The following is a 25,342-nucleotide window of genomic DNA, read 5'->3' on the forward strand; positions in this document are numbered from 1 at the left end:
CATTAGCAGATGCTTCTTTTTTATTTAAGACTGAATTGTAAGATGTGATGAAGAAAGTGGTAATTGAATGTCAACGATCGTACCTTTATTTAATTCGCTTGAAATGTGTAATTTACCATGGTGTTCTTCAATTATTTTGTAACACATCATTAGCCCTAGTCCAGTTCCCTTTTCTTTTAAACTATAAAATGGTTCGCCTAGACGAGAGATACGATCTTCTGGGATACCGCAACCTTCATCGATAATCCGTATTAAAATAAAGGTATCTTCTAATGGTTTTGTTTGGATGAAAATATTTCCGCCATTTGGCATCGCTTCTATCGCATTTTTTAATATATTTATAAAAACTTGTTTTAATTGGTTACCGTCACATTGAATATCATAGACGTAATCAAAATGATCCATAATGATATGAACACTGTGCATAATAGCAGTCGGTAAAATAAATGTAACTACCTCTTCAATTAAAGTTTGTATGTTACAAGTTTGGATTGCTAACACTTGTGGTTTAGACATCGCCATAAATTGACTTGTGATAGATTCCATCTGTGAAATTTCACTTAACATAACATCAATATACCATTTATGCTCCTCATTTATTTCAGGGAGTAGCAATGTTAGAAAACCTTTTAGAGAAGTGAGTGGATTTCGAATTTCATGGGCAATTCCAGCTGTCAGTTGTCCGACTACTGCGAGTTTTTCTGATTTTCGTAATAATTTTTCTGTTTCTTTTAACTCAGTAACGTCTCTTCCCATTACGATAAGACCTTTACGGGAGCCATCAGGATGATAGAGAGGAACTTTCGACATACTTAAGATTAGGTCGAAATCATCTCTATGAATAATAAATTCTTCACCATGAAGAATTTGTCTTTGTTGCCATGCTAGTTCATCGACTTCTTCGCAATGTAAAAAAGCTTCTCGGTACGCTTCATTATATTGAATGAGTTCACTATCTTTTTTCCCACGGTAAGGTACATGATGGAAATTGAAACAAGAAAGTGCGTAGTCATTTGCCTCAAGCCAGCGCCCTTCATGATCTTTAAATATAACAAACGCAGGCATAGAGTTCACTAATGTACGTAATCTCTTCTCACTTTCTTTTAGCATATTCTCAATTCTTTCTGATTTTTCAAGCGGCTTCATAATGGTATATACACCTGTAAGACGATTTTGGACAAAAATAGGAACTAGTTTTGTCACGACGTCTAATAAGAATCCATTTTTATGACAAATAGATAAAATATACTCTTGTTGATTATCCACTTCAGTATTCTTTATATTTTGTAATACTTGCTCAGAAATATGGGCTTCTAAAATAGAGGTAATATTTTTCTGTTCTAATTCTAAAGAAGTGTAACCTAATATTCTTTCGGCAGAAGGATTTATATGTAGAATAACTCCTTCTAAATTTAATGAAATAATACTATCAGGATTGTGTTCGAACAGGGATGCGTACATTTCTGTTAATGAACGATCTTGTATATGGTTTCGCAAACGTCTAGAAATGTTCGGATGACGTTTTTTTTGAGTTGATGAATATTTTTTACGACTCATAATAGTTCCTCCGTACAAATAGCATCTAAAAAGATTTGTCTATTCATAACTATAATATAGATGTAACGTGTATTTCTATAAAAAATGGAAGTTATATAATAAATTTTGTTTTCTTTATTTTTTGCAAAGTGAGTGCCAGGTGGTAATAAGGGAAGTTTATATTGTTTTATAAACCCTTTGTAAGTTACAAAAGTGGGTTTTTTGTATAACATTAGGGTAGAAGAGGGGGAGAGAAAATGAGAAATTATATTCAAGGGATCGATCATGTACAAGTAGCTGCACCTGTAGGGTGTGAAGAAGAAGCACGAGCGTTTTATGGTGAAACAATAGGTATGGAGGAAATCCCGAAGCCAGAGGAATTAAAGAAGCGTGGTGGATGTTGGTTTAAGTGTGGAAATCAAGAGATTCATATTGGAGTTGAGCAAAACTTCAATCCAGCTAAAAAGGCGCATCCGGCTTTTTATGTTTTAAAAATTGATGAATTTAAACAAGAGTTAATAAAGCAAGGTATTGAAGTAATAGATGACCATGCACGTCCAGATGTAATTAGATTTTACGTATCAGATCCGTTCGGAAATCGAATTGAATTTATGGAAAATAAAAACTAGGTGGAAATCCACCTAGTTTTTTAACCTTTTCTAAACAATCCTAATACTTCAACCGTTTCGGTAATGTTAACGAATGCATGAGGGTCAATTTCAGAAATTGTTAATTTCATGCTTGCTAATTCTTCACGAGAAACGACTGTCATAAGTACACGTTTCTTTTCGCTAGAATAAGCACCTTCGCCATCAAGTAATGTAATTCCACGTACAACAGTTGAAAGAAGTTGTTTTTTCATTTTTTCTGCTTCATTTGTTACAATCATAAGTGTAACTTTTCGATGTTTCGTATGAATAGCATCGATAACTTTACCAGTTACATAAATGGAAAGTAAGCTTGTAAGAGCAACATCCCAAGTGAAGAAGAATCCTGCAATGATTACAACGACCGCATTTAAAATAATAAGGAATCCGCCAAGTTTAATGTCTCGCTTGCGGGATAAAAGCATACCGATAATATCGAAACCACCAGTTGATCCATTACAGTTAAAAACAAGACCGATACCGGCTCCGGCAATGACACCACCAAAGATAGATGATAAAAGTGGATCTGTTGCGACGACTTTCACTGGAACGTAGTATAATGCAACAGATAATACAATAACAGAGACAATCGTGTTAAAAATTACTTTTTTTCCAAGACCTATGTATCCTAAAATAAGGATAGGTAAGTTTAATACGAAGTTAATAATACCTGTGTTTACAGGCGTTACAATCCCTAAAATAATAGCAATTCCGCCAATTCCACTACTTAAAATTTTGTGGGGGATAAGGAAAAGATTAAAGGCAATCGCAATAATAATAGAACCAATAATAACACCAAGAAATCTGACCATCTCTTTCCCGTCCTTCACTAAAAAATTCATATTATTTCAAGATTATATATGATATTGAAAGTTTTGGGTAAAAACAGTTTATTTCGGAAAATTAGATTAATCAAAAGAATTTGAGTATCTTATCATTTGAAAGGGGATACAGTTGTGAAGATAAAAACATATCAACAGAAAAGCCCGTTGAAGCAAGAATGTGAGGATTCTTATTTTTGTAATGAAGAAAAAAAGATTTATGGTGTATGTGACGGTGCAACACCACTTGTTCCGTTTCGTGATGAAAAGGGACATAATGGAGCATACATCGCTTCACATTTATTTGCAAGTTATTTTAATTCATTCCGCGAAAATCATAGTTTACAAGTTGCTGTTGCAAAAGCAAATGAAGCATTGCAAAGCAAAATGTTAGAATATGAAGTAGATACGAGAAAGAAAGAGCATTTGTGGTGTACATGTATTGCCGCAGTTCAAATAAAAGGTGAGAAAATTGAATATGCACAGTTAGGGGACTGTATGATTGTCGCAATACTTCAAAATGGAACGATGCAAGTATTAACGAAAGACACAGTTGAAGGAATTAGTAAACGAGCAAAAAAGAAGAGAGAAGAAGATCGTAAAAAAGGGTTATCTGTGCCAGAAGAACATGTTTTTCAAGATGTGAAAGAACAGTTAAAATACAATCGTTATCTTGCAAATATGCAGGGCGGGTATTCCGTTGCAAATGGAATGAAAGAAGCGATACATTATTTACAATATGGTGAATTACATATAGATAAAGTAAGCGGGATTTTTATTTGTTCAGACGGATTATTCCACCCAGATTGGCCACTCGAACAAACTGTTGCATATATAAGACAGAATGGTATAAATGAATATGTAGCTATTATTGAAGAGCTAGAAGGGAAAAAGAGAATAAGACCAGATGATAAAACAATTATAATCATTGATTTTTAAGGGGAGGGTGTTCAAATGGAAATTAAATGTGTTAATTTAACATTTCAAGATGAATTAGTTCCTTTAGAAAAAGTAAATAAACTGATTATCCACCATACATCCGAAGATGGATGGGATGTGTATCAAACACATGAATTTCATCAAAAAATAAGAGGGTGGAGCGGGATTGGTTACAACTATTTTATTGAAGAAGATGGTACTGTAGTTGAAGGACGAGGTTTACATATTGGAGCACACGCGAAAGATAATAATAGAGATACAATTGGAATATGTATGACGGGTAATTTTGATAAATATGATCCAACTACCGCACAAATGAATGCATTATATTCTTTATGTAAAATGTTTATGGATCAGTTTGCTATAAAGAAAGAAAATATACTTGGTCATAGGGAGCTAGAAGGTGTTACAAAAAGTTGTCCTGGCAATCGCTTTTCTATGGTAGAGTTAAGAAACTTACTATCTTAAATATAGAGGAGTAATAAATGATGATGAATATAAAAATACCAAATGATAAAAAAGAAGAGCTTGTAGCACAAATTCAGCAATTTTTCGTTGAAGAAGATTTAGATGAAATTGGACGTTTTCAAGCAGAGCGTTTAATAGAAGAAATGATCAAATTAGTAGGACCATTTGCATACAATCAAGCAATTGGAGATGCTAGAAAGCTTGTAACAGAGAAACTATCTAATATTGAAGAAGATTTATATGTGTTAGAGAAGAGTGAGGGGAAGTAAACTTCCGTCAATTATAAAATAAGTGTTATTTCACGGCTTTTTCCGATGTTTTATTTGGAAAAGGCCGTGAAATTTTTTCATTGTCAGCAGGAAAATAATGAAACTTATTCCCCTTATCTCGTACTCCATTCTTTTGCCATTTCATCATGATATGCTTCTGTCCAATGATATGGTTGCAACTCTTTTAAAGGTTTAAAAATAATATCTTGTTTAGCATTTGTAATCGCACACTGTACTTCTGGTCCCCAGTAAAATAAACGTTCTTGGCATACACCACAAGGTGAGAGTACTTTTAATTCAGAATGCTCATTTTCTCTTGCAAGACAAATAGAATGTGTAACTTTCTTTTGAAATTTATGAGCTTCTAAAATTGCACCTGTTTCCATACAAAGTTCTGTTGAAGCATTTATTACGTCCGGAGCAACACTTGTATAAATTGTTCCATCTTCTACACGAATCGCTGCGGCTCCACCCCAATCGTTTGGATATCTTTGTTCAATTAACTGTTTCACTACATCATATAATTGTTGCTCAATATTCAATTTCTTTTCCTCATTTCTGCCCAAATTCAGGTTTGTTATTTCTAAATATTCTTTCTTTTATCATAATAACATAAACAAAAAAATGGAATGAACATTTAATTTCAAGCCATCTTTTTGCCAAAAGGAACGTTTTTTTATAAAAAAATTGAGATTAAAAATATATTATCTTAATTTTATCTTTTTTTAATAATTTGTTTATGGGCAATTTATAGTTGTTATTTATAATTCCTATATATAGCAGCTATGGATACTACGAAAAAGAACTTTGGAGGTGTAACACTTTGTATCCAATTAGCTGTAATGAAAATTTAAAACATGAATTGCTCACATAGAGTCTTCTTTTGGAAGAAAAGTGGTGTAATTCTTTGTTAAATGAAGGAAGGGATTGGAAAGCTATGAATAAAACAATTTTAAAAACATGTATCATATCAGTAGTTCTAGGTGGAGTTCTAGTAACTGAAAAAAATGGAGAAGTGAAAGCAGAGGAGATTACACCACAAACGAATCATACTAGTGTATTTAAAGATGTTCCAAAGGGGCACTGGGCATATGAGGCGATTCAGCAATTAACAGATGAGAAAATCATTTTCGGATATGATGATGGGAGATTTGGTTTTGGAGATAATGTGACACGCGAACAAGTTGCAGCTTTACTGTATCGTTATTTTAATTTGGCAGAAGAGAAAAATTATGAGAATCCATATGGGGACGTAAGTGAAGAGTCGACAAGCTATATAAAGGAAATCTTGTCTTTAACAGAAATGGGCGTTTTTAAGGGTGACGAGCACGGGAACTTTAGACCGAAGGCATCCTTAACACGTGCAGAAATGGCACAAGTTCTTACAAATGCTTTTCATTTAAAGGCAAAGAGTAATCATACTTTTAATGACGTTTCAACGAATGCATGGGCAAGCAATGCAATTAGTGCTGTTCAAACAAATAATATTGCAAAAGGAGTAGGCGGAGGGAATTTTGCTCCAAATATGGATGTGACGCGTGAACAGTATGCACAATTTTTATACAATGCAATACAGGAAACTGAGCAAACTCAAGAAACGAAAGGGCAACTATTAGCTAGCATACTTGGTGAAACAAATTGGCAAGGGACAAAAGTCTATGACAAAGATCATAATGATGTAACGAAAGAAAATCAGAATTTCATCGGGCTTGCAAAGTATGATGCTAAAACGGCAAGGTATGAATTTTTTAATGCAAGTACAGGAGAGAGTCGTAATGATAGCGGTACCTTTTTTATAACTAATGATGGAAAGAAAAGAGTACTAATTTCTGAGACGCAAAATTATCAAGCAGTTGTTGAATTAACGCAATTAGATAAGGAGAAATTTACATATAAAAGAATGGGGAAAGATGCAAAAGGGAACGATGTAGAAGTATTTGTTGAACATGTTCCTTATCATGAAAAAGAGCTATCTTTCACGCGACCTGATAAAAATTTAGAGAGCTCGACGGGTAAAATAGTTACGGATGTTGATGGAGATAAAATATTATCTAGTACACTATGGAATGGAACGGTGGTATTAGATGAACAAGGTAATAATGTAACAAAATACAATTCAAACTTAATCAGTCTAGCAAAATATGATAAAAATACAAATAAATATGAGTTTTTTAATGTGAATACAGGAGAAAGTCGTGGAGACTATGGTTTCTTTGATGTTGTACATGATAATAAAATAAGAGCCCACGTTTCGTTAGGAAATAATAAATACGGTGCAGTTCTTGAACTTACAGAATTAAATAAAGAGAAATTTACGTATACAAGAATGGGGAAAGATGCGAATGGAAAAGATATAAAAATCTTTGTTGAGCATGAACCGTATACAGGTGACCTAAAACCAAATTTCACAAAGTAAGCCTTTACTGTATGTAGCAAAGGCATTATGTTAGAAAAGGTTAGTAAGGAAAGATCAGAGTGATTATATAATTAAAATAGTTGTTTATAGACAAATAGATGCCTTGAGGCATCTATTTGTCGTTTTAAAATGATTTTATGGGGCAAATTCTCTTTTTTCAGACCTAGTCACTTACTACTTGCACAACCATACATTTTCGTTCTTTTATTTATTCTCTTTATGTTCTTTATATTCATGAACTTTTTCTTTTACATTACCGACAGTATCTTTAGCAGTGCCTTTTACTTTATCCCATTTTCCTTCAGCTTGTAATTTTTTATTGTCAGTTACTTTCCCGACAACTTCTTTTACTTCACCTTTTACTTTATCAATTGCACCTTCTACTTTTTCTTTTAAACCATGATCATGTTTAGTCATACATTTCTCCTCCTTGTAGTTTGATTAGAATTCCCTTTTCATATTGCAAGTTGAATGATGTATCTAGTAATAGCGTAACAAATTTAGTTTGAATATTCAAATGATTAATAGCTTGAAAAAGAGATTGTCATAAAATAGATAAAATTGTAATGAGAAGAGAAAAATGTTAATTACATGTCTTTTGCAGTCCATATTGATTTCGTATAAGCGATTTTCATATGGGCACGTTCCATATTATTTTGACTGCCGCTACCGAACCTTGCTTGTCCAACTATTAAATGACAATTGGATTCAATAGCTGTCTCAATTCGTTTTTGAATTAATGCAGTATGACAGCCTTTACGCTGAAATTCTGGCAAAGTAGCAGAAGCAGCTAATGAAGCGACGCCTTTATTTATATAGAGAACTCCTATACTAGCAGGAGTGTTTTGAATTTCAGCTATGAAAAAATGCCATCCTGGTTTATTGTAAAGAATTTCGTTATTTTGGCGCACGCCATCTTTTGTAAAGGATGGCATGTTAAAACCACGTACATATATGTCAGCAAAAATATCAAACTCATTTTCTTTTAGTTTGCGTACTGAAATGTTAAAAGGAAGAAGAGATGGATCTTCTTTTGGTTTACTATATAAAGCGGTATGGAAGCTAGATTGGTAAAATCCTTTTTCAGATAAGTATTGAAATAATTCAGCTGTCCCTTGAGCGGGTGTAATTTCAAAACGGCAAGGGATTTGTAATGCTTGATAATAAGAGATAATTTCATCTAATTCATTTGTATTTGTAAATGTAATACCTTTTACCGTATTAAAAGCCGGACCAGCAATTACTTTTGATGAAAAAGCAGTGGCACTACCAAACTTTTTCATTTGTACTTGCATTGGATTTCCACTTATTGCTTGTAGTAGCGCTAATCTAGAAGAAAGCATATGTATTTCTGCGTTTTCAATTTCATTTGCTGTATTAAGTGTCACAATAGTACTCATAAAATTCCCCCGTCATTAAATATATTTCATAGTACATATACGCTTTATGTTCTAAGATTCCTGTTGAAATGTAAGAGAATTAGAAGTTTTTTGGAAGGGAAATGGAAGTGAACTGTCGAAGGGAGTAGAAACAGATTAAAGGTGGTGCTCTCATGAAACAGAAAGACGTGCAGACATGCTCTTATTGTGGCTCACATCACATCGGTGAAGGTGAGTTTATTGGCTATGCACAAATACGGAAAAAGGAGACGATGTTCACATCTTCACCAGTGGATGCTTATATTTGTACAGATTGTGGGAATATCCTTTCATTAAAGGTACGAAATTATGAAAAGTTTAAGCAGAAGCCGTTATGATTATTGAGAAGTGGTTTTATTAGGGAAGTTAATAAGAGTAATATTTTACATATATATGAATATGCCTTATATAAAGAGATGACAACATATACTGTGTGGGATGCTTATTAATCGTTGCACAACGTACAAAAATGTATAGAAGAAATTGTGAATGAGTATGAGAAAGAAAAATTAGCCCTTTTTGGAATATTTCATATCGAAAACTCCTTTAAATGAATGAGGGAGTTTTTGTTTTTTTTATAACAATAATTACCTTTAATTGTTATAATTGGTTATTGAGGTGGAGTGTTTTATAAACGCCCTAATCATAGAAGAAAACTAGCTAAATCTTATGGAAAACCGCTATATAACACAATCGCAACCGTAAGTTGACAAAGTGCAACCGCAGGAAGATAGAGATAAGGGCAATGTTTACATACAATTTAGTTAAGAAAACAAAGGGGGACACACATATGGGATTTGGTGAAAAGCTTTTTAAATTAAGAAAGGAAAAGGGTCTTTCTCAAGAAGCATTAGCTGAGAAATTAAACACAACAAGGCAAGCGGTTAGTAAATGGGAAAACGGTCAAGGTTTTCCTGAAACTGAAAAGTTAATAATGATTGGAAATGTATTTGAAGTATCACTTGATTATTTATTAAAAGAAACAGCTGAGCAAAGTAATGAAAATGTGGATGGTTATTATGTAAGTCAGGAAATGGCAGAAGGGTATGTAGCGTATGGACAAAAAATTTCTAAATATATAGCGCTAGGATTTAGTTTACTCATTTTATCTACAATACCGTATTTATTATTTAAAGAAAATGCAACAATGTCGACATTCCTTGTCATTATTGTTGCTGTCCTTGGAATTGGAGCGATGATGGTACCTGTAACGATAGAAGAGAGTCGATACAATGTATTGAAAAGGGAAGAACTATTATTTGATCAAAACTTTCTAAAAGAATTGACAAAAAGATATGCAATTATTAAGAAAAAGTATGCGGCAGTAATGATAATTGGATTTTGTTTTATAGCCGCAGGCACAATCCCGTTTTTGCTTGAGAAAAAGCATATCACTTCAGGAGAATTAGTACAGTATCACCCTTATTGTGTTGTACTTATTGCTATCGGAGTTTATCTTTTTGTTCGTGTGTTAGGAGTATTAGAGGCGTATCGAATTTTAGTAGAAAATAAAGAATATAGTAATCGTCTTATTTTTAAACTGAAAAAGAAAGTGAGAGAAAAAGTGGATCATTTTTAATAGGAGAAAACATATTTTTATGAAAAGTTAAGATAGGAGTGTAGTGATGTCAAATCTTCTAGAAATTGAAAATTTAAGTAAATCATTTGGAAACAAAGTTGTTTTAAGAGATATTTCCTTCAATGTGCCGTCTGGATCAATTGTTGGATTCATTGGTGACAATGGAGCAGGGAAATCAACAACCTTTAAAACAGTACTAGAATTAATTTCTAAAGATAGTGGTACAGTAAAAATATTTGGTGAAGAAAATATAAATAAAGATGCCAAGATTAAGGAAAAGATAGGAGTCGTATTTGATGCTATGAATCTACCGGCTCATCTTACGATAAAGCAACTAAACAAAGTTTTTGAAAAGATGTTTGAATCTTGGGATCAAGATAATTTTTATCGATTAGTTCATACTTTTTCTTTACCTACTAATGAGAAAGTAGGTAAATTCTCGCGTGGAATGTCAATGAAACTAACTATAGCTGTTGCGTTATCACATAGTGCAAAATTATTAATTCTAGATGAAGCGACGGGTGGTCTCGATCCTTCATCTAGGGAAGAGGTGTTAGAGGAATTAAAAAGTTTTGTGAGTAAAAGTAATGGTGGTATATTACTTTCTTCTCATATTATGAGTGATGTAGAAAAAATAGCTAGCCATCTTATCATTATAAAAGATGGAGAAATTTTATTGAACGAAGAAAAGGATAAAGTTTTGAAAAGTTACTCCATTGTAGACGTTGATGAAGAACAATTAGCTTTAATTAACAAAGATATAGTTGTGGCTAGAAGGAGACTTGGTTCATATTTCAATGTACTCGTATCAGATATATATAAATTACCAAGGGGTATTGCTCATAGAACCATCTCGATAGAAGAAATAAGTGTCTTATTAACGAGGAGTGAAAAATAAATGAGAGGTTTATTATTGACAAACTATTATCTAGTGTATCGAACTTTCTTTATGTTCATGGGAATAGCGATATTGGGAGCTGGATGCGTTTTTTATTTTGGTAATGCTTCAATGTACCGTTTAATTGCTACGTTTATTATATTTTTTGCTGCAATTCCTGCACTTGAAGTTATTAAATATGAGAGTAAGTCAGGTTATGAAAAATATGTACTTACTTTACCGGTTACTAGAAGTAATATTGTGCAAAGTCACTACTTTTTCTATTTTTTAGTTGTAATTATTGGTACTTTACTATCGTACGGCATATTTTATATACATGGTTTAGTTTCAGATACGCCAATTGATGATGAGATATTTAAGAGTGTTTCTTTAGGGACGTTCATCATCCTTAATGCTGGAGCAATAGCCTACCCACTTCTCTATGTTTTTGGAGCAGAAAAATCTGATGCTATTACAATTGGAGGCGCATGCGGGGGACTTGTTACTTATTTTGGATTACAAAGTGTAATTGGCTATCTAATAGAACAATTTCCAATATCAAATTTAAATTCATCTTTATATGTTTCCATTCTATATACGATATTTGGCGTTACCATATATATCTTTTCTTTTGTTATTTCATTATTTATATATCGTAAGAAGGAATTTTAGTAGATCTTCTCTTAGTATTTTCTGAATTATTTCCAAAGAAATAATTCAGAAAATACAGAAAAATGTCGTAATTATTTGTAGAAGTCTGTTATAATAAACGAAAAATGAAAACGTTTTAAAGGGGGATATAACCAATATGATGATGAATGTACCGCTAACAATTAGTTCTATGATGGAAAGAGCAGAAAAACTGTTTTCGAAAAAAGAAATTGTTTCACGGACACATGACACGGTTACGACATTAACGTATAAGCAGTTAGGTGAAAGAACGAGAAGGCTTTCCAGTGCGTTAAAAAAATTAGGAATTAAAGAAGGCGAGCGTATAGGAACGTTAGCGTGGAATCATCATCGACATGTGGAAGCGTATTTTGCTATTCCTGGTATTGCTTCCGTTTTGCACACAATTAATATTCGTTTATCTCCTCAACATATTTCATACATTATTCAGCATGCAGAAGATCGAATTCTACTTATTGATGAAGATCTTGTACCACTCATTGAAAATATTCAATCACAATTAGCAACTGTACAAGCCTACATTATTATGACTGATAAAGATGAACTTCCAAATACTACGCTAGAACCTGTATATCATTATGAAAAGCTATTAGAAGAAGGCGATCCAAATTTCCAATTTGTAAAAGATATTGATGAAAATACACCTGCTGGTATGTGTTATACGTCAGCGACTACAGGAAATCCAAAAGGTGTTGTATATACGCATCGTAGTACTGTACTGCATTGTATGGCACTCGGTTTAGCAGATACAGCTGCTTTATCGGAAAGTGATGCGGCAATGGCGATTGTACCGATGTTCCATGTGAATGCTTGGGGACTACCTTTCGCAGCTACTTGGTTTGGATCAAAACAAGTGCTTCCAGGACCGATGTTTACGCCGAAAATTTTATTAGAAATGATTCAAGCTGAAAAAGTGACGTTAGCTGCTGGTGTGCCGACAATTTGGCTTGGTGTATTACAAGAGTTAGAAAATAATAGTTACGATTTATCTAGTATGACGAGAATACTATGCGGTGGTGCAGCTGCACCGAAGAGTGTTATTAAAGCATTTGAACAGAAACATAATATTCCGTTCATCCATGCATATGGTATGACCGAAACAAGCCCACTCGTAACACTTGCACGTTTAAAAAGTTATGAAACAGAATTATCGTATGAAGAGCAATTAGAAATTCGATCAAAACAAGGGTATCTTGTTCCTGGTGTAGAGATGAAAGTAGTCGGTACAAATGGTGAAGTGAAGTGGGATAGTACGGAGATGGGAGAACTATGTTTACGAGCGCCATGGATCGCTGAAAGCTATTATAACGATGATCGTACTGTTGAAGGCTTTCGCGATGGGTGGTTATATACAGGAGATGTTGTCACAGTCGATGAGGAAGGTTGCGTAAAAATTGTTGACCGCACGAAAGATGTGATTAAAAGCGGAGGCGAGTGGATTTCCTCTGTTGACCTTGAAAATGCGTTAATGGCACATGATGCTATATTTGAAGCAGCTGTCGTTGCCGTTCCTCATCCGCAGTGGCAAGAGCGACCAGTTGCGTGTGTCGTTCAAAAGAAAAATAGTACAGTAACAAAAGAAGAAATATATGAGTTTTTAAAACCACAGTTTGCAAAGTGGTGGTTACCAGACGATATTGTATTTATGGAAGAAATACCGAAAACATCTGTTGGGAAGTTTTTAAAACAGGCGCTTCGGAAAGAACTCGAGCATTTGCAAAAAGAGAAATAATGGAATTTATATTTGTAAACCTGAATTAAAAATAAGTTGACAAACGCTAGATAGAAAGATAATATAACTCCTATAATATGTTATCTAAAAATCATTTCGAGTTTACAAATAGGAGAAGCAAATATGAATACAAAAAACTTAGTTTTCGTCGCTTTATTTAGTTCTATTATGGGAGTGTTAGGGTTAATACCTCCAATTGCTCTTTCTATTACACCAGTTCCAATTACATTACAATCACTTGGTGTTATGCTTGCTGGTGGATTGTTAGGATCACGTCTTGGTGCATTAAGCCAGCTTATTTTCTTACTTATTGTAGGAGTTGGAGCGCCATTACTTGCTGGTGGACGTGGTGGCTTTGGCGTATTTGTTGGGCCAAGTGCAGGATATTTACTTGGTTATATCGTTGGAGCATTTGTCATTGGTTACTTAATTGAGCGTTTACGTGAAGTTTCTATTATAAAAGTATTATGCATTAATATAATTGGTGGTATTTTCGTAGTTTATGCATTTGGTATTACTGTACAAGCTTTCTTAATGGGTGTTTCCGTGTGGGAGACGATGAAAGTGAGTGCTGTGTTTTTACCAGGGGATTGCATAAAAGCTATTATTGCAGCGATTCTTGTAACGAAATTACATCGTTCATTGAAACATATTATTACGCCTGCTCTAAAGAATGGGAAATATACAAATGCGGGATAAGAAAGAGAAGAAACACGTTTATTGCGTGTTTCTTTTTAGTATTTTGTAAAGAAAGGACATCTCATATGGGAATAACAAAAGAATATAAAAAACATGCCTCTTTACAACCGAATAAAATAGCAATAAAGGAAAATGATCGAGTTTTAACATATAAAGAGTGGTTTGAGTCAGTGTATAAAGTAGCAAACTGGTTGAATGAAAAAGAATCGAAGAATAAAACGATAGCGATTGTATTAGAAAATCGTATAGAGTTTTTACAACTATTCGCTGGTGCTGCTATGACCGGATGGGTTTGTGTGTCACTAGATATAAAGTGGAAACAAGATGAGCTCAAAGAAAGAATTGCAATTAGTAATCCGGATATGATTGTGACAGAGAGATATAAGTTAAATGATTTACCGGATGAAGAAGGAAGAGTAATTGAAATTGATGAGTGGAAAAGGATGATTGAGAAATATCTTCCTACATATTTCCCTATAGAGAATGTACAAAATGCTCCTTTTTATATGGGATTCACATCAGGATCGACTGGGAAAGCAAAAGCGTTTTTACGTGCGCAACAATCGTGGCTTCATAGTTTTGATTGTAATGTACATGACTTTCATATGAAAAGAGAGGATTCGATTTTAATAGCTGGGACGCTTGTTCATTCTCTTTTCTTATACGGGGCAATAAGCGCATTATATGTAGGGCAAACGGTTCACATTATGAGAAAGTTCATTCCAAATCAAGTATTAGATAAGTTAGAAACTGAAAATATATCAGTTATGTATACAGTTCCGACAATGCTTGAATCTCTATATAAAGAAAATAGAGTGATAGAAAATAAAATGAAAATTATTTCGTCAGGGGCGAAATGGGAAGCTGGAGCGAGAGAAAAAATAAAGAATATATTTCCTTATGCGAAAAGATATGAATTTTATGGTGCATCGGAACTGAGTTTTGTAACAGCATTAGTTGATGAAGAGAGCGAAAGAAGGCCAAATTCAGTAGGGAAACCTTGTCACAATGTGCAAGTTCGAGTATGTAATGAGGCAGGAAAAGAAGTACAGAAAGGTGAGATAGGAACTGTTTATGTGAAAAGTGATCAGTTTTTTATGGGATACATAATAGATGGTGTTTTAGCACGGGAGTTGAATGCAGATGGCTGGATGACAGTGCGAGATGTAGGTTATGAAGATGAAGAAGGATTTATTTATATTATCGGTAGAGAGAAGAATATGATTTTATTTGGAGGAATTAATATTTTCCCAGAAGAAATAGAAAGCGTATTACATGAACATCCAGCTGTTGATGAAATAGTTGTAATTGGTGTGGAAGATGGTTACTGGGGTGAAAAACCTGTCGCGATTGTAAAAGGAAGTGCTACGAGGCAACAATTAAAGAGTTTTTGCTTACAAAGATTATCCTCTTTTAAAATACCAAAAGAATGGTATTTTGTAGATGAAATACCGTATACAAATAGCGGGAAAATCGCTCGTATGGAGGCAAAAAGTATCATTGAAAATCAGGAGAAAATATATGAATAGAGCAGTTATTGTAGAAGCGAAAAGGACACCTATTGGTAAGAAGAATGGGATGTTAAAAGACTATGAAGTTCAGCAATTAGCAGCGCCGCTTCTTACATTTTTTAGTAAAGGAATGGAGAGAACAATAGACGATGTCATATTAGGGAATGTTGTTGGGCCAGGAGGGAATGTTGCGAGATTATCTGCTTTAGAAGCGGGGCTTGGTCATCATATTCCGGGTGTAACGATTGACCGGCAATGTGGTGCCGGATTGGAAGCGATTCGCACCGCATGTCATTTCATTCAAGGCGGGGCCGGTAAGTGCTATATCGCCGGAGGAGTAGAGAGTACAAGTACGTCACCTTTTCAAAATAGGGCGCGATTTTCACCAGAAACAATTGGCGATCCTAATATGGGAGTAGCGGCTGAGTATGTTGCAGAAAGTTATAACATCACGAGAGAAATGCAAGACGAGTATGCATGCCTCAGTTATAAACGAACACTGCAAGCATTAGCAAAAGGATATGTACATGAGGAAATATTGTCTTTTAATGGATTGCTAGATGAATCCATTAAGCCAGAAATGAATTATGAACGAATTATTAAAAGAACAAAACCTGCATTTTTACACAATGGTACAGTAACGGCAGGTAATTCGTGTGGTGTCAATGATGGGGCATGTGCTGTTCTTGTAATGGAAGAGGGGCAAGCTCGAAAATTAGGATACAAGCCTGTCCTTCGTTTCGTTCGTAGTGTTGTAGTTGGAGTAGATCCAAATCTTCCGGGGACTGGTCCGATATTTGCGGTGAACAAATTATTAAACGAAAGGAATATGAAAGTAGAGGACATCGATTATTTTGAAATAAATGAAGCATTCGCCTCAAAAGTTGTAGCTTGTGCAAAGGAGTTACAAATTCCTTTCGGAAAATTAAATGTAAATGGTGGGGCAATTGCGCTTGGTCATCCGTACGGTGCATCTGGGGCTATGCTTGTAACGCGCTTGTTTTATCAGGCGAAACGAGAGCGTATGAAATATGGAATCGCAACGTTAGGAATAGGGGGCGGGATAGGTCTTGCACTATTATTTGAGAAAGTAGAAGACTAGAAAGGAACTAGTTTTCTACTTTTTGAGGAACATAAGCATTGCTACCAGGTTTTGCTTTTATTTCATTCCAAGCAGCGATAGCATCAGCTTTTGATTTTCCTTTATTATTTGGATCTTCGAAAAAGTCACGAGTAAAGCGATTGTATTCAAATTGTGCACTAATCGTTGTTTTGTATGTAGGGTCTTTTTTTCGTGCGTTTTCTTCATGCCAAAAAGCTACCGCGTCTTCATATGTTTTTCCAATATTCTCTTTGAAAAATTTTTGAAGAGCTACTGTAAAGCGGAAGTTTGCTCCAATTTTTTCTTTGAAAAAGGCCCGAACCTCTTCGCTACAGCGGTGATTTTCAGTAATAACAGTTTGAAGAGAAAGGTCTTTATAAGAGAGAGAAGTTTTACTCGCTTTTGGACCAGAGCTGTTTTTTAATATTTTACCAGTATGTAAATAATGTGAGATACGCTCGGTTATTTCAATCTTAGAGCCACTAGCTGGTAAACCATTCTCACGACAAAATGTTTGAAGTTCTGCTTTTAACCAATAATAGTTTTGGAAATCTTCAAGTGATATAGACTTTGTTAAAGATGGACGCATGAATGTAACAACTTCTTTCTTCCATAATTTTCTTTAATTATAAAACATATGTTCTTTTTGTGGAAGGATCTATTTGTAAATTTAATAGGAAGAGGAGATTGTATATGGAAAATGTAATGCAAGTTCGTGTTACTGGAATTTTAATTGAAGATGAAAAAGTATTGCTAGTAAAGCAAAAAGTTGCTAATCGGAATTAGTCTTTACCTGGAGGAAGAGCAGAGAATGGCGAAACGTTAGAGGAAGCAATGATTCGAGAAATGAGAGAAGAGACAGGGTTAGAAGTTAACATTCAGAAGCTACTCTATGTTTGTGATAAACCAGATGCACGTCCGTCTTTATTACATATAACGTTTTTGCTTGAAAGGATTGAAGGTGAAATTACGCTACCTTCTAACGAGTTTGATCATAATCCAATTCATTATGTGCAAATGATACCGATTAAAGATTTAAGTCAGTATGATTTTTCGGAAACTTTTATCTCTCTTATAAGTGAAGGTTTTGTAAATGCAGGGAGTTATCAAAGGTTAAAACGAAATATAGGCCTATAAATGTAGTGGAAGGATAGCCGTTAGCTATCCTTCATAAACAGGTTTTAGACTGCTGACTGTAAAGAAGAAATAAGTTGATTTAAAAACTCATCCCCGCTCATAATCGCTTTCCCACCGCCGCGAGCACTCTTTTTATTTCCGCCACCTTTTCCTTCAATTGTAGGAAGTGCCTCTTTTAAAAGAGCATTCATATCGAGCGTGACTGTTTTTCCACAAGCGAGGATGCATTGTAATTTGTCTTCGTTTTCAATAACGAAATATGTAATGGCATGCTCTTGTTGTTCTGTAATAATAGCGGATAGCTTTGCGATTTCTTGCATAGAACGATTTGTAAACACTTTAGAAATAAGTATGCCAGCATGTATTTTGGTAGGTTGTTGAAGTAGTTCGTTTGCCTCTGTATATAATAATTTTTCAGTCATTGTTTGCATTGCTTTTTCATTTTCTTTTTGAGAAGTAAGAAGTTGTGCTACTTTTGCTGGAATATCAGCTTCGCTACTGTTTAATTGTTTAGAAACATCCTTCATAATTTGTTGCTGTTGTCCCATTAATTTAAGTGTGCGCCAACCAGCGATAAATGTTAATCGTATGCCGCCTTTATTACGTTCCCATCCTAGTACTTGAATAGGCCCTACTTCACCTGTATGTTTCGGGTGCGTTCCACCACAGCCGTTATAATCAAAGTTTTCAATAATAACAACGCGTATATTTTCTGTCATAGTCGGTTCTTTGCGAAGTGGTAATGTTTTCGCTTCTTCTAAGTTCATCCATTTAATAAGAATTGGATGATTTTCAAAAACAATTTTGTTCGCAATTTGCACTGCTTTTTCAACCGTTTCTGCATATAAATTTTCTGTTTCTAAATCAATTGTTACCGTTTCTTTACCAAGATGGAATCCAATCGTAGGTATGTTAAAGTAATCCCAAAAAGCAGCAGATAAAATGTGCTGAGCCGCATGTTGTTGCATATGATCAAAACGGCGCTCCCAATTAATTTTACCTTCTACTTCTTCTCTATGTAATTGTTCTGCAATGAAGTGGCGGATTTCTTCGTCGACTTCTTCAACACCAAGTACAGCAATGCCATTTAAAGTTCCAGTATCATGAGGTTGCCCGCCACCTGTTGGGTAAAATACCGTTTCGTTTAAAATAACGTATAAGTTACCGTCTTTATCATAATCTTGCTTTATAACTTTTGTAGTAAAGTCTTGCTTATAAGCGTCAGTGTAATATAATTTTTGCTCCAATTTTCTTTCCCCTTTCGTGTTCGCTAGTTTCATTGTAAAGCAATCGAAATTCGTTTCCTAATATTTCAGAAGAAAGAAACTATTTTTAGAATTTTCTTGCTATAATAAGAGGAAGAAAATGCGGGGGTGGAATGAATATGTTATATGAAAACGGCGTAGATAAACTGCTTAGTTTAAGCAAAAATATTTCTGAATTGTATCGAGAATTAAATGAAATGACCCGGATTTTAACGGATTGTAATCGAGAAAGCGTGAAGTTTGATCGGTTATATGTAAAAGAGGTACTGTGGAAGAAAGAAGATGTAATAGAGAAATATGACCAGTTGCTTGTACAACTTTGTATAAATGAATGCTTTGATCTAAAAAGTGTCATTACAGGGGACTATAAGTATACATATGAAGAAGTAGAAAATATCGTTTTACAATTTAATGAGAAGTATAATGTCGCAATTTTAATTAAAGATGTTTGTAAAGAATTACAGTTTACATATGGCATAGATATGGATATAACGAGAACAGCGCGGGTATCAACAGCGCAAGTATAAAAAGGGTACAGATTATATCTACCTATACCCCCTGTAATTCCTCATTTATCAAATGAGGAATTACAGGGACTTCATATATATCGGATTCATGGGCTCAATAAAACCTATGTATTCCATTCTTATGACGAATTGGTAAAGTTTAAGCAGTGTTTAACAGAAGAACAGTACGCCATACTCTCTTTCATTGGTATCTATACATCCGTTCGATTTAATCATTTATTATATTTATTCAAGGATAAGTATTCACGTAAAAAAATAAATGATGCACTTCAAGGGTTACTTTACTATCAATTAATTGAAAAATGGCAAGTAGAGGTTTTTGATATGGAGATCTTTGAAGAAACATATACATTATCCGATAACGGTTATAAGCTCTTAAAGTACTGGTAAGGTAATATATTCTTCTTTGCCCCTGAGCGTCTTGATAATCACGGTAAATATGTTCACCTACGTTATTGGCATGATATAGACTTACTTTGTCACCTGCGTTATGCTCCATCTTTTTTAGGGCATATTATGCATCCATCAATTAGTAAGGGGGTTTTTAGCCCTCCTTTAAGTTTTGCAGTGCAAGCTGGAGTAAATCAAGAGTTTAATTTCGTTGTATATTCCACCTTATTAACAGATAAAAGGGAACGCTTGAAAAGAATTATTGCTAGATGGAAAGATTTCGTGGAATCAGGTAGAGATATTCTCATGAAGGATTTGGGGAATAACCCTACTATCCTAGTTATTTATGTTTCTACCGTTAAGCAAGCACAGCGTATTAATAATGAACTATTATTAGACTTAATTCCTGGTAGAGTTTTATTATGTATAGGAGAGACCTTACACATACGAGGATTACAGCATGCATTTTATCAGCCCCTTGCAGAAGGGGAGATTAAACAATTAAATACAAAGCTATTCGAAACACACTAAGCCACCCTTACAAGCTATTGCTTTCTTTTAAGGGTGGCTTGTTTATCTTTATTCAAAGAGATAATGGTATAGATAATAATAAAAATCTATACTTTACACACCAGGAAGCGCTTACGGATAATGATAATAATTATCAATTAAATTTATCCTGAACAAAGCTAACACATGTTAATATTTAATTGTTAGAAAAAACAAACAAACGGAGGCATGTGAAATGAAATTTAGAAGTAAATTATTTCAGTTTCTTTTAGTTTCAGGTTTAGCAATTTTAACATTTTTTTCTCCAATAATTAGTCAGGCAGAAGTACAACCAGTTCAGTCCAACGACATAGTAATTGAAGTTAACCACCCAATAAAACATATTGAATATTTTAGTGTTGAGTCTAATGGAAACACCAAAAAAATCGATAAAAGTACGTATGACGCAGCAAAAATAGTTAAAGAGGCAAATGAATTACACAAACAATCTCCGGAATCTATTACTCCAAAGAATACAGACATACTCCAAACAGGTAAACAAACAGTAGTTCCTAACCAGAAACAAGATAATAAAACAAAACAGTTTAAAACAGCTCAACAAGAAAGTGTTCTAGCTCTTGAATACTCAACAACATTTAATGAATTTACTCAAAGCATTGATCTTAGCATAAAAATTACGGACATTATCGGACAAGCCCCTATAGTTGTATTATCCAATCTTAGCTTATACGCAGGAGATATCTATGATGATGCTTATTATCGACAAGGCTACTTAGAAGTAGATTGGCAAGGTTCCCAAATACATCCTGGACAGATTGCACAAAAATCATTTAAAGTTAATTCTACAAAGTGGTGGGCAACAAACCATAACACTACAGCGGGATGGGTAGGCAGTTATCCTCAAACAAGTTCTGAGCAATATGACCCAACCTTAGCTAATAAGAAAGCAGTAATGTATCCTATCATTTATAATGGACATAGTAAACAGTATATGCCAATCCCAAAAAGAGCAAACTTACCAAAAGCAGATAACCCTGTGGATTGGGATTCTTATAAGAGAGCCGCTTATATAGCTCAATACATCGATACTTATGGTAACCCAGGATGGGACTGGTCTGAAGCAGATATACACCATGTAATTCCTAGAGCATATGGAGGTAATAATTCCTTTGATAATTTATTCCCTCTACCACGTCAAATTCATCAACAGATTGTAAACCCATGGTGGTCTGCCTACTAAAATTTAAAGTTAGGTGAATAATATGCAAAACACTATCATTCTTAAAAGTTTAGATTCCTTAAAACAAAGATTAAGTAAAGCAAACAATAAATTAAATTTACAAAATGAACAAGGAAATACTAGTACAGTAACTTGTTCATTTAATTCACCAGTAGAACAAAGAGAAATTAAATCATTCGAAAATAATACTGAATGGACATTACCTATAGATTATAAAATCTTTTTACAACAACACAATGGAGCTCGCATCTTTGAAATGTTATTGGAAGGGGATATAAATATAGGTGGTGGTATAAGCATATTTTCTCTCAATGAAATAGAAGTCACACATAGTAACCTACAACTACCAAAAGACGTGTATCCAATTGCACATGTGCATGAAAATTATTTAGTAGTTGATAACAGTAAAGTTAGAAGTAATAGCCCAGATTATTTGTTGTTAGGAGATGACATATTAGACTTACATCCCCTCCATTCCAATTTTGAAATTTTTTTAGACCGGTATATTGTATCTCAGGGATCTAGTTTCTGGCGATGGAATATGTACACAGCAGCAGAGTATTATAAAATAAATACAACTGAAAACTGAGTTTAGTAATCCCGGAATAAATAATTCAATTAATTTTAATGGCATTTATAATCAAAAAGATTTTCTTTTAAGTATCTTTTCTTAAAAGAAAATCTTTTTTTTTAAGTTTAAGGGGGGAGAAATACTTAAAATTAATATGATGAAGTTAATTATCCTGTATCTTCCTCTATACAAATTACCAATTTTACGAAATAGTATTCTTTGACACCTTTTCACAAAAAACAATATATAAGGATATGGATGATTGTGTGAAAGAATATATATGAAAGGGGATAATATCAGAACCTTTGCTTTCTTTTTTTATGTAAGAACAGGGAGAGTAGGTTTTTAAGATGAAGGGGAAGTTGCAAAATATTCATCCGTTAGGAATAACAATTATAATATGGTCCATGATCGCTTGGGTGTTTGTATTTATAGATGGTATAGCTGTTTCACATTTAAAAGGAACATATTTTGGAGCAATGGGATTTTCAGGAATTGGAGCAGTAATTGGTCCATGGTTTGGGGGAGTACTGCTCGATTATTACGGGTACCAAAATGGATTTGTAGTATTTTCAGCGCTAGCTATATTTTCAACTGTAGCATTTCCTGTACTTTTAATTACAAAAGGTTTATTGAAAAAAAGATATGACAGAAATTCTAATATGGAAGTACATGCGAAATAAAATAAGCCCCAGTAGACGACTGGGGCCTATCTTTGTATTTATTTTAATTCTCAATTTGAAAAAGAACTTTCTCTTCATGTTTATTAGCTACTTCGTTTTTGGAAATATGAATGGCTAAAAATCCATTCTCTAAGCAGGCTAGCATCTTCTTATAAATAATAGTAGCGGGTAAAGGAATGTTCCGCTGCAAAGAAATATTTTTATGAAGTATGCAAATGTTTAGGCCTGTCTCCATCTTTTTAATAACTACATTTTGTTCAGTTACATTTGGTACATCTGTTTCCAAAATGTATTCTTGTTCCGTTTCACAAAGATCAATATGAATTTGATTTGGGAAACTAAAGTTACTACAAGAATCAGAACAAAATTGGTCCATCCATTCTTCGAAACCATCAACATGAAAAAGACAATCCTTCTTTTTCTTGCCCATGTAAGACACCCTCCGTAAAATCTCAATTCATACTATGTTATGCATGAATGAAGTAGGGGTGAAGAATAAATGGAAAAATATAAACATTGTATGTGGAAAAAGTAGCTAGTGTGCACTTTTTGTTTTACATATCATGATGCGCATGATTCTTTTGGCGTGAATGGTTACGGTTTTTTACTTTATGAGATCCGCTTAATGGTTCAGGTTGTCCCTTTTTTTCTTTCGCTTCACGATTGTTTTTACCCATTGTATGTGACACCTCCTCTTTCTCTTTAGAATGAGAGAAGTTTGCGAATTTATACGAGAATGTTTTTAGAAAAAAAGGTAAAGATAAATGGGACTAACTATTATGGAAAGGGGATTGTATAATGCCATATCATAAAGATAAACAACAAGCGTTTCAAGCAGCTCAGCAAGGAGTTACACAAGCAGAAAATGCATTTAACAACATTGTGAAAAATGATCCAAACTACGGTCATGATTTAAAAGAATTACGCCAAGAGGTTCAGGAAGCGTATGAACAGATTCAAAATGCACTAGAAGTAGCTTCGGAAACACAACGCCCACAACTTGAGCAATACGAAAATAATCTTCAAAATATTATGCAACATGTAGATCAATTAGAAAAGTAAATGAGGTTGTTGTGTATTCGACAACCTTATTACTTTAATAAATGTTATGTTAAGACAGAAAATTTTTCTATTCGTTTTTTCTTTATTATGCGCAGTACATATATTTCAAGTTGAAAAAGTGGAAGCGAAAATGTTGCTCAGAAAAGAGCTAGAACCAACTGGCTATGTAACATGGGAAGTACCTAATAATGAAAAGATTATTGCCATTACATTTGATGATGGACCAGATCCAACTTATACACCACAAATTTTAAATTTATTACGTCAATATAAAGCAGAAGCGACATTTTTTATGATCGGATTTCGAGTTCAGCGTAATCCATATTTAGTGAAACAAGTGTTAAAAGAAGGACATGAAATTGGAAACCATACGATGAACCATTTGTATGCGAGTAATTCTTCAGATGAAAAATTAGAAAATGATATTTTAGATGGAAAGAAATTTTTCGAAAAATGGGTGAAAGAACCTTTACTATTCCGTCCACCTGGCGGATATATTAACGATGCTGTATTTAAAACAGCGAAAGAAGCTGGTTATCAAACTGTTCTATGGTCGTGGCATCAAGATCCACGTGATTGGGCAAATCCAGGGGTTGAATCCATTGTAAATCATGTATTGAAAAATGCTAAAAGTGGCGATATTGTATTGTTACATGATGGAGGAAATAATCGTAGTCAAACAGTAGCAGCGCTAGCAAAAATTTTACCTGAACTGAAAAAGCAGGGCTATCGATTTGTAACGGTTTCGGAATTATTACGTTATAAACATTAGAAAAAATCCCAAAAGGTGAATGTTCCTTTTGGGATTTTTCGTTACTGGTTCTTTTTGCGTTTCTTATTATTTTGTCGTTCTGCAGCAGTTAAGTTTTCATTTGCAAACTCTTCGTTATAACCAGCACCTTGTCCTTGTGCAGATGCCGCATTCATTCCTGAAATAGTATGATTTGCTTTTCTTTTACTCATTTTATTTCACCTCTATAACTTTTTTGTAAGTTGAATGATGAGCAGTTCATAGTATGTATGAACTGTAAGTAAAGCGTTAATAGAGCACTTTACTTTATGGTAATAGTATTCATAAGGAGCATGAAAGCTATTCAAATTTAGAAACATAAAGAAAACTTATGATAATCTATAAGTTTCTTATTATTTACTTATTTAGAAAGTTGTAATAAGATATTATCGTAAGGTATTGAAAAGTTTGTCTACATTTTATATTCAGACAACTTAGTCACGTTTAACAGGGGGGAAACATA

Annotated in this window: 28 protein-coding genes and 4 pseudogenes; 22 read left to right on the forward strand and 10 right to left on the reverse strand. The window is 33.9% G+C overall.

Features of this window, described 5'->3' with window-relative positions; all coding sequences use genetic code 11:
- Positions 1-24: 24 nt before the first annotated feature.
- A complete protein-coding gene (locus tag ACVWY7_RS25555) occupies positions 25-1,557 on the reverse strand; it encodes a BA3702 family sensor histidine kinase (RefSeq protein WP_456524048.1) in 1,533 nt (510 codons plus the stop codon).
- 236 nt (positions 1,558-1,793) lie between these two features.
- Here ACVWY7_RS25555 and ACVWY7_RS25560 point away from each other — a divergent pair, with 236 nt between their 5' ends.
- Positions 1,794-2,165, forward strand: coding sequence for a VOC family protein (locus ACVWY7_RS25560; protein ID WP_001246935.1), 372 nt, complete (start codon positions 1,794-1,796; stop codon positions 2,163-2,165).
- 20 nt (positions 2,166-2,185) lie between these two features.
- Here the strand turns inward: ACVWY7_RS25560 and ACVWY7_RS25565 are convergent, their stop codons facing one another.
- The gene (locus ACVWY7_RS25565; RefSeq protein ID WP_000251336.1) at positions 2,186-2,995 is read right to left on the reverse strand and encodes a YitT family protein; all 810 of its coding nucleotides are present in this window, start codon (positions 2,993-2,995) and stop codon (positions 2,186-2,188) included.
- A gap of 126 nt (positions 2,996-3,121) precedes the next feature.
- On the opposite strand from ACVWY7_RS25565, the gene ACVWY7_RS25570 reads away from it, so the two are divergent.
- From ACVWY7_RS25570 to ACVWY7_RS25580, 3 genes are read left to right on the forward strand one after another with little or no spacing between them, the layout of a single operon-like run.
- Positions 3,122-3,943 (forward strand): protein phosphatase 2C domain-containing protein, encoded by an 822-nt coding sequence (locus ACVWY7_RS25570; RefSeq protein WP_456524049.1) that lies wholly within the window; start codon positions 3,122-3,124, stop codon positions 3,941-3,943.
- A gap of 15 nt (positions 3,944-3,958) precedes the next feature.
- Positions 3,959-4,411: a peptidoglycan recognition protein family protein gene (locus tag ACVWY7_RS25575; RefSeq protein ID WP_456524050.1), complete on the forward strand. Its 453-nt coding sequence runs from the start codon at positions 3,959-3,961 to the stop codon at positions 4,409-4,411.
- A gap of 17 nt (positions 4,412-4,428) precedes the next feature.
- Positions 4,429-4,680 (forward strand): DUF2164 domain-containing protein, encoded by a 252-nt coding sequence (locus ACVWY7_RS25580; protein ID WP_001983516.1) that lies wholly within the window; start codon positions 4,429-4,431, stop codon positions 4,678-4,680.
- Positions 4,681-4,793: 113 nt separating this feature from the next.
- Here ACVWY7_RS25580 and ACVWY7_RS25585 read toward each other — a convergent pair whose 3' ends face one another.
- Positions 4,794-5,222, reverse strand: a complete 429-nt coding sequence (locus ACVWY7_RS25585; protein WP_017560432.1) for a cytidine deaminase — start codon at positions 5,220-5,222, stop codon at positions 4,794-4,796.
- Between the two features lie 395 nt (positions 5,223-5,617).
- Here ACVWY7_RS25585 and ACVWY7_RS25590 point away from each other — a divergent pair, with 395 nt between their 5' ends.
- Positions 5,618-7,096: a DUF4822 domain-containing protein gene (locus ACVWY7_RS25590; RefSeq protein ID WP_456524051.1), complete on the forward strand. Its 1,479-nt coding sequence runs from the start codon at positions 5,618-5,620 to the stop codon at positions 7,094-7,096.
- A gap of 204 nt (positions 7,097-7,300) precedes the next feature.
- Here ACVWY7_RS25590 and ACVWY7_RS25595 read toward each other — a convergent pair whose 3' ends face one another.
- Complete coding sequence (locus ACVWY7_RS25595; protein ID WP_000160409.1) at positions 7,301-7,513, reverse strand: CsbD family protein; 213 nt, start codon at positions 7,511-7,513, stop codon at positions 7,301-7,303.
- 170 nt (positions 7,514-7,683) lie between these two features.
- Positions 7,684-8,496: a GNAT family N-acetyltransferase gene (locus tag ACVWY7_RS25600; protein ID WP_456524052.1), complete on the reverse strand. Its 813-nt coding sequence runs from the start codon at positions 8,494-8,496 to the stop codon at positions 7,684-7,686.
- A 152-nt stretch (positions 8,497-8,648) separates the two neighbouring features.
- Here ACVWY7_RS25600 and ACVWY7_RS25605 point away from each other — a divergent pair, with 152 nt between their 5' ends.
- The 9 genes and pseudogenes from ACVWY7_RS25605 (at position 8,649) to ACVWY7_RS25645 (ending at position 16,704) form a co-directional block, all read left to right on the forward strand.
- A complete protein-coding gene (locus ACVWY7_RS25605; RefSeq protein ID WP_099683436.1) occupies positions 8,649-8,852 on the forward strand; it encodes a hypothetical protein in 204 nt (67 codons plus the stop codon).
- 3 nt (positions 8,853-8,855) lie between these two features.
- A pseudogene (locus ACVWY7_RS25610) lies at positions 8,856-9,041 on the forward strand (GNAT family N-acetyltransferase); the annotation flags it as partial.
- A 263-nt stretch (positions 9,042-9,304) separates the two neighbouring features.
- The gene (locus tag ACVWY7_RS25615; protein ID WP_000505621.1) at positions 9,305-10,093 is read left to right on the forward strand and encodes a helix-turn-helix domain-containing protein; all 789 of its coding nucleotides are present in this window, start codon (positions 9,305-9,307) and stop codon (positions 10,091-10,093) included.
- Between the two features lie 46 nt (positions 10,094-10,139).
- Positions 10,140-10,991, forward strand: coding sequence for an ABC transporter ATP-binding protein (locus ACVWY7_RS25620; protein WP_000067327.1), 852 nt, complete (start codon positions 10,140-10,142; stop codon positions 10,989-10,991).
- Entirely contained in the window at positions 10,992-11,642 is a 651-nt protein-coding gene (locus ACVWY7_RS25625; RefSeq protein ID WP_456524053.1) for an ABC-2 transporter permease, read from the forward strand.
- 136 nt (positions 11,643-11,778) lie between these two features.
- On the forward strand, positions 11,779-13,392 hold the full coding sequence (locus tag ACVWY7_RS25630) for a long-chain fatty acid--CoA ligase (protein ID WP_000980179.1): 1,614 nt from the start codon (positions 11,779-11,781) through the stop codon (positions 13,390-13,392).
- A 123-nt stretch (positions 13,393-13,515) separates the two neighbouring features.
- The gene (locus tag ACVWY7_RS25635; protein WP_001093326.1) at positions 13,516-14,091 is read left to right on the forward strand and encodes a biotin transporter BioY; all 576 of its coding nucleotides are present in this window, start codon (positions 13,516-13,518) and stop codon (positions 14,089-14,091) included.
- A gap of 65 nt (positions 14,092-14,156) precedes the next feature.
- A complete protein-coding gene (locus ACVWY7_RS25640) occupies positions 14,157-15,620 on the forward strand; it encodes an acyl-CoA synthetase (protein WP_456524054.1) in 1,464 nt (487 codons plus the stop codon).
- Positions 15,613-16,704, forward strand: coding sequence for an acetyl-CoA C-acyltransferase (locus ACVWY7_RS25645; RefSeq protein WP_456524055.1), 1,092 nt, complete (start codon positions 15,613-15,615; stop codon positions 16,702-16,704). Before ACVWY7_RS25640 ends, ACVWY7_RS25645 begins: the two co-directional genes overlap by 8 nt.
- A 7-nt stretch (positions 16,705-16,711) precedes the next feature.
- On the opposite strand, the gene ACVWY7_RS25650 is transcribed toward ACVWY7_RS25645, so the two are convergent.
- Positions 16,712-17,293 (reverse strand): DUF6434 domain-containing protein, encoded by a 582-nt coding sequence (locus ACVWY7_RS25650; RefSeq protein ID WP_001247874.1) that lies wholly within the window; start codon positions 17,291-17,293, stop codon positions 16,712-16,714.
- 104 nt (positions 17,294-17,397) lie between these two features.
- On the opposite strand from ACVWY7_RS25650, the pseudogene ACVWY7_RS25655 reads away from it, so the two are divergent.
- Positions 17,398-17,841, forward strand: a pseudogene (locus tag ACVWY7_RS25655) (NUDIX hydrolase).
- A 44-nt stretch (positions 17,842-17,885) separates the two neighbouring features.
- On the opposite strand, the gene ACVWY7_RS25660 reads toward ACVWY7_RS25655, so the two are convergent.
- The gene (locus ACVWY7_RS25660; RefSeq protein ID WP_456524056.1) at positions 17,886-19,088 is read right to left on the reverse strand and encodes an alanyl-tRNA editing protein; all 1,203 of its coding nucleotides are present in this window, start codon (positions 19,086-19,088) and stop codon (positions 17,886-17,888) included.
- Between the two features lie 137 nt (positions 19,089-19,225).
- Here ACVWY7_RS25660 and ACVWY7_RS25665 point away from each other — a divergent pair, with 137 nt between their 5' ends.
- The 5 genes and pseudogenes from ACVWY7_RS25665 to ACVWY7_RS25685 all read left to right on the forward strand — a co-directional run.
- The gene (locus ACVWY7_RS25665; RefSeq protein ID WP_456524062.1) at positions 19,226-19,633 is read left to right on the forward strand and encodes a hypothetical protein; all 408 of its coding nucleotides are present in this window, start codon (positions 19,226-19,228) and stop codon (positions 19,631-19,633) included.
- 24 nt (positions 19,634-19,657) lie between these two features.
- Positions 19,658-20,554, forward strand: a pseudogene (locus ACVWY7_RS25670) (hypothetical protein).
- Positions 20,555-20,768: 214 nt separating this feature from the next.
- A complete protein-coding gene (locus ACVWY7_RS25675) occupies positions 20,769-21,773 on the forward strand; it encodes an HNH endonuclease signature motif containing protein (RefSeq protein ID WP_456524057.1) in 1,005 nt (334 codons plus the stop codon).
- 22 nt (positions 21,774-21,795) lie between these two features.
- Complete coding sequence (locus ACVWY7_RS25680) at positions 21,796-22,362, forward strand: SMI1/KNR4 family protein (protein ID WP_073525945.1); 567 nt, start codon at positions 21,796-21,798, stop codon at positions 22,360-22,362.
- Positions 22,363-22,766: 404 nt separating this feature from the next.
- Positions 22,767-23,027: pseudogene (locus tag ACVWY7_RS25685) on the forward strand (MDR family MFS transporter); the annotation flags it as partial.
- 43 nt (positions 23,028-23,070) lie between these two features.
- Here ACVWY7_RS25685 and ACVWY7_RS25690 read toward each other — a convergent pair.
- Both ACVWY7_RS25690 and ACVWY7_RS25695 read right to left on the reverse strand, forming a co-directional pair.
- Positions 23,071-23,457 (reverse strand): Hsp20/alpha crystallin family protein, encoded by a 387-nt coding sequence (locus tag ACVWY7_RS25690; RefSeq protein WP_000516742.1) that lies wholly within the window; start codon positions 23,455-23,457, stop codon positions 23,071-23,073.
- A 124-nt stretch (positions 23,458-23,581) separates the two neighbouring features.
- Positions 23,582-23,704, reverse strand: a complete 123-nt coding sequence (locus tag ACVWY7_RS25695; RefSeq protein ID WP_000517650.1) for a small acid-soluble spore protein P — start codon at positions 23,702-23,704, stop codon at positions 23,582-23,584.
- 121 nt (positions 23,705-23,825) lie between these two features.
- Here ACVWY7_RS25695 and ACVWY7_RS25700 point away from each other — a divergent pair, with 121 nt between their 5' ends.
- Positions 23,826-24,089, forward strand: a complete 264-nt coding sequence (locus ACVWY7_RS25700) for a hypothetical protein (protein ID WP_001146294.1) — start codon at positions 23,826-23,828, stop codon at positions 24,087-24,089.
- A 46-nt stretch (positions 24,090-24,135) separates the two neighbouring features.
- Positions 24,136-24,861, forward strand: coding sequence for a polysaccharide deacetylase family sporulation protein PdaB (gene pdaB, locus ACVWY7_RS25705; RefSeq protein ID WP_243498092.1), 726 nt, complete (start codon positions 24,136-24,138; stop codon positions 24,859-24,861).
- A gap of 41 nt (positions 24,862-24,902) precedes the next feature.
- Here the strand turns inward: pdaB and sspO are convergent, their stop codons facing one another.
- Positions 24,903-25,052, reverse strand: coding sequence for an acid-soluble spore protein SspO (gene sspO, locus ACVWY7_RS25710; RefSeq protein WP_000044266.1), 150 nt, complete (start codon positions 25,050-25,052; stop codon positions 24,903-24,905).
- Positions 25,053-25,342: the final 290 nt, after the last annotated feature.

It is taken from the genome of Bacillus sp. TE9106W, from assembly GCF_054062215.1.

Excerpts from the sequence above, each read along its gene's own strand:
- ACVWY7_RS25555 (WP_456524048.1), bottom strand. The coding sequence starts at position 1,557 with ATGAGTCGTAAAAAATATTCATCAACTCAAAAAAAACGTCATCCGAAC.
- ACVWY7_RS25560 (WP_001246935.1), top strand. The coding sequence starts at position 1,794 with ATGAGAAATTATATTCAAGGGATCGATCATGTACAAGTAGCTGCACCT.
- ACVWY7_RS25565 (WP_000251336.1), bottom strand. The coding sequence starts at position 2,995 with ATGGTCAGATTTCTTGGTGTTATTATTGGTTCTATTATTATTGCGATT.
- ACVWY7_RS25575 (WP_456524050.1), top strand. The coding sequence starts at position 3,959 with ATGGAAATTAAATGTGTTAATTTAACATTTCAAGATGAATTAGTTCCT.
- ACVWY7_RS25580 (WP_001983516.1), top strand. The coding sequence starts at position 4,429 with ATGATGATGAATATAAAAATACCAAATGATAAAAAAGAAGAGCTTGTA.
- ACVWY7_RS25590 (WP_456524051.1), top strand. The coding sequence starts at position 5,618 with ATGAATAAAACAATTTTAAAAACATGTATCATATCAGTAGTTCTAGGT.
- ACVWY7_RS25595 (WP_000160409.1), bottom strand. The coding sequence starts at position 7,513 with ATGACTAAACATGATCATGGTTTAAAAGAAAAAGTAGAAGGTGCAATT.
- ACVWY7_RS25600 (WP_456524052.1), bottom strand. The coding sequence starts at position 8,496 with ATGAGTACTATTGTGACACTTAATACAGCAAATGAAATTGAAAACGCA.
- ACVWY7_RS25605 (WP_099683436.1), top strand. The coding sequence starts at position 8,649 with ATGAAACAGAAAGACGTGCAGACATGCTCTTATTGTGGCTCACATCAC.
- ACVWY7_RS25615 (WP_000505621.1), top strand. The coding sequence starts at position 9,305 with ATGGGATTTGGTGAAAAGCTTTTTAAATTAAGAAAGGAAAAGGGTCTT.
- ACVWY7_RS25620 (WP_000067327.1), top strand. The coding sequence starts at position 10,140 with ATGTCAAATCTTCTAGAAATTGAAAATTTAAGTAAATCATTTGGAAAC.
- ACVWY7_RS25625 (WP_456524053.1), top strand. The coding sequence starts at position 10,992 with ATGAGAGGTTTATTATTGACAAACTATTATCTAGTGTATCGAACTTTC.
- ACVWY7_RS25630 (WP_000980179.1), top strand. The coding sequence starts at position 11,779 with ATGATGATGAATGTACCGCTAACAATTAGTTCTATGATGGAAAGAGCA.
- ACVWY7_RS25635 (WP_001093326.1), top strand. The coding sequence starts at position 13,516 with ATGAATACAAAAAACTTAGTTTTCGTCGCTTTATTTAGTTCTATTATG.
- ACVWY7_RS25640 (WP_456524054.1), top strand. The coding sequence starts at position 14,157 with ATGGGAATAACAAAAGAATATAAAAAACATGCCTCTTTACAACCGAAT.
- ACVWY7_RS25645 (WP_456524055.1), top strand. The coding sequence starts at position 15,613 with ATGAATAGAGCAGTTATTGTAGAAGCGAAAAGGACACCTATTGGTAAG.
- ACVWY7_RS25650 (WP_001247874.1), bottom strand. The coding sequence starts at position 17,293 with ATGCGTCCATCTTTAACAAAGTCTATATCACTTGAAGATTTCCAAAAC.
- ACVWY7_RS25665 (WP_456524062.1), top strand. The coding sequence starts at position 19,226 with ATGTTATATGAAAACGGCGTAGATAAACTGCTTAGTTTAAGCAAAAAT.
- ACVWY7_RS25675 (WP_456524057.1), top strand. The coding sequence starts at position 20,769 with ATGAAATTTAGAAGTAAATTATTTCAGTTTCTTTTAGTTTCAGGTTTA.
- ACVWY7_RS25680 (WP_073525945.1), top strand. The coding sequence starts at position 21,796 with ATGCAAAACACTATCATTCTTAAAAGTTTAGATTCCTTAAAACAAAGA.
- ACVWY7_RS25690 (WP_000516742.1), bottom strand. The coding sequence starts at position 23,457 with ATGGGCAAGAAAAAGAAGGATTGTCTTTTTCATGTTGATGGTTTCGAA.
- ACVWY7_RS25695 (WP_000517650.1), bottom strand. The coding sequence starts at position 23,704 with ATGGGTAAAAACAATCGTGAAGCGAAAGAAAAAAAGGGACAACCTGAA.
- ACVWY7_RS25700 (WP_001146294.1), top strand. The coding sequence starts at position 23,826 with ATGCCATATCATAAAGATAAACAACAAGCGTTTCAAGCAGCTCAGCAA.
- pdaB (WP_243498092.1), top strand. The coding sequence starts at position 24,136 with ATGTTAAGACAGAAAATTTTTCTATTCGTTTTTTCTTTATTATGCGCA.
- sspO (WP_000044266.1), bottom strand. The coding sequence starts at position 25,052 with ATGAGTAAAAGAAAAGCAAATCATACTATTTCAGGAATGAATGCGGCA.